The organism is Cupriavidus sp. WGlv3 (assembly GCF_023952475.1).
GTDB lineage: Bacteria > Pseudomonadota > Gammaproteobacteria > Burkholderiales > Burkholderiaceae > Cupriavidus > Cupriavidus phytorum.
Genome location: NZ_JALHRX010000068.1, coordinates 1 through 2,897, shown reverse-complemented (window position 1 = coordinate 2,897; position 2,897 = coordinate 1). Strand labels below are relative to the sequence as shown.

Annotated in this window: 1 protein-coding gene and 1 pseudogene; both read left to right on the top strand. The window is 55.9% G+C overall.

The window, feature by feature from the left end:
- The first annotated feature begins 512 nt into the window (after positions 1–512).
- Positions 513–1,295 (top strand): GH12 family glycosyl hydrolase domain-containing protein, encoded by a 783-nt coding sequence (locus tag MKD38_RS30330; RefSeq protein WP_012354599.1) that lies wholly within the window; start codon positions 513–515, stop codon positions 1,293–1,295.
- Between the two features lie 143 nt (positions 1,296–1,438).
- Positions 1,439–2,613: pseudogene (locus tag MKD38_RS30325) on the top strand (IS3 family transposase).
- Positions 2,614–2,897: the final 284 nt, after the last annotated feature.

Below are 2,897 nucleotides of genomic sequence, written 5' to 3'. Positions count from 1 at the left end.
CTAGGGCCGAACCTGGCGTCGAATTCGTGCCGTACCGCGCTGCGAACACAACCGGCAATCCTCATTTGGTTAGTTTGGCAATGCTAATGTTTGAACACCATCCCCTCGGGATATCAGATATCAGGAAATCCTTATTATAAATTAAAGAAAATCCGATGACATCTTCTGTAGGGTGCGATTAGTATCTGTATAGGGATTGGGCTAGACAGGCCCTCCTTGAGTTGGTGTATGTCTCCCCAAACAATGCGTCCTTTATAGCGCCCGACTTCCCGTCGGGCGTTTTTTTAACGTCTGTGTGCGGGTGTATTGTGCCGTATACGATGGCATCCCGGACACGCCAGTGGTAGGGGATCTGCTAATGGAGAACCAGGCAGCTCTGTCGGTATTTCCGGCGCGGAATCGTTAGGTAGTTCATTTCCGCTTCAGTTGAACTCGTACGACACCCAGCCATCTTCGTTAAACTAGAACGCCTTACCGATTCTAAGTATTTACACCGATAGGATTAAGAAGATATGCCAAAATTTCTAGCCATATTGGGATGTCTCACCTCCCTGATGCTGATGCTTGGATCCACCGTCGCGCAGGCTGCAACATGGTCTGTAACTTCGCCTTCAACTTCATCCTGCCATGAGCATACTCTTTTCGCGCGTTGGAGCTACGAGGGGTATACCTTAAACAATGACGTATGGGGGCCTTGCAGCGTTCCTCCAGTCGCAGTTGGTCCGCAGTCCTTTTGGGCTAATTCAAGTTTCGACTGGAGTGTCACATCAGACCAGCCTGACACGAACGGCATAAAGTCCTATCCGCACGTCGAATACTTTGTCAACAAGCCTGTCGGTTCGCTGAGGAAGCTCACTGCCACTATCTCAGCTACCACGCCCTCTGCTGGTGCATGGGAATCTACGTTGGATATCTGGGCAGACGCAAAACAGCACGAGATCATGGTCTGGCTGAACTACACGGGCACCTCGAATGGATGCGGTAATGTCAAGCCAATCTCGTACAACTGGACTGCTGAAGGTTGCGCGATTCCGCTCTACAGTAACGTTTCGCTGTCCGGTAGCACCTGGAATGTCTATGTCGGTACCAACGGCAAGAACGCCGTCTATTCTTTCTTACGTACAGCGAAGACCAACCAAACTACGATCGACGTGCTGGAGATTATGAATTACTTAAAGTCGCTGAACTATTTTGATGACGTGGTCGTCGGCGAGATCCAGTACGGTTTTGAAATTACATCCTCGGTCGGTGGGCTGAGCTTTGGGTCTAAGAACTTCGCCGTCACCGCTGAGTAATTTTAAGGCGGCATAAAATTCTGAAGTGCAACACCTTGTCAATTTGTAAGGTGTTGTGAATGACGAAGAAGAAGTCCTGAGCTTGCCCCCGAAAAAGGAATCCCTTGCTGAGCGTTTAAATTCATGCAAGGAGAGTCAAGAAGATGAGCAAGACGACGCGAGCGCGGTACACGCTCGAATTCAAGCTGGGAGCGGTTCGGCTGGTCAAGGCGGGCCAGAGCATTGCGGCGGAGGCTGCGGCGCTGGGCGTGCCAGGGCAGTCGATTTCCAACTGGGTCTAGGCCGAGCAGGAAGGCAAGCTCGGCGGGGCCGGCACGAAGCCGGTCCGCGCGGAGCAGATGGAATTGTCGAGAACTTCGTGCCGAAGTGGCACGTCTGAAGATGGAGCGTGTCATCCTAAAAAAGGCGTGCGCGTACTTCGCGAAGGACTCGACGTGAAGTACGCTTTTATCGAACGCAATCGTCACCACTGGCCGATTTCGGTGTTATGCGAGGTGCTGGAAGTCAGCCCCGCCGGCTTTCATCAACGGCGGCAACGCGCCGCTAAGGACAGGCCGCAGCGCAGCCGCGTGAGCGACGACGCGCTGCTGGTGCACATCCAGGCGATTCACGCGGAGGTCAAGGGCGAGTACGGTTGGCCGTGCATGTGGAAAGAGCTGGTTGCGCGCGGCGTACTGAAAGGAGCGCGTGCGCAAGCTGATGGTGCAACACTGCGTGCGTGCCCGGCACAAGCGAAAGTACATCGCGACGACGAACTCGAAGCATGGCCTGCCTGTCGCACCGAACCTACTGGAACGCAACTTCACGGCGCCGGCGCCGAATCGGGTCTGGACGAGCGACATCACCTACGTGGCGACGGCTGACGGCTGGCTGTACCTGGCCGTCATCATCGACCTGTTCAGCCGGCAGGTGGTGGGGCTGGTCGATGCAGCGGCATATGAAGGCCGAGTTGGTCACGGATGCGTTGCGCATGGCATGGTTCCGGCGTCGCCCCGATGCCAGCGTGATTGTGTATAGCGACCGTGGCAGCCAGTACTGCGGCGGGCTCTTCCAGGACACGCTCAAGGCGTACGGCATGCGTTCGTCGATGAGCCGGCCCGGCGATTATTGGGATGCGCCAACCGAAAGCCTGTCGGGTTCGCTGAAGGTCGCACGACTGCACAGCCGGCGCTTCCCGACGCGGCGTGCCGCGATGGATGAAATCGTCGACTGGCTCGGCTTCTACAATGCTCGCCGGCTGCATTCGACATTGAACTACGTCAGCCCTATGACGTTCGAGAAGAATTGGGCCGCTGCCCAGCCAGGGCAAGCGGCCTGATGGCCTCGGCTATGGGATTCGTGAAACAGGGGCAAGCTCAGTCCTAGCAACTGCGGCCCGCCCATGTTCATCCCAGCGCGCCGGCACAAGCATATGTGTTGAACGCCAAACATCATTCATGAGCGGGATTCACGTCGAGCTTGTGCATGGAGGTTGACTGCCGAGGGCGATCTGGGACGCTTCGATGGCGTTCAAGAAGACCCTGATCGAACGTGCCCTGGGCGCTGGAGAGGTGGCGCCGTTTGTTCGGATAGAGATCCGGAGTTTTTAAGTGGAAGCGCTGT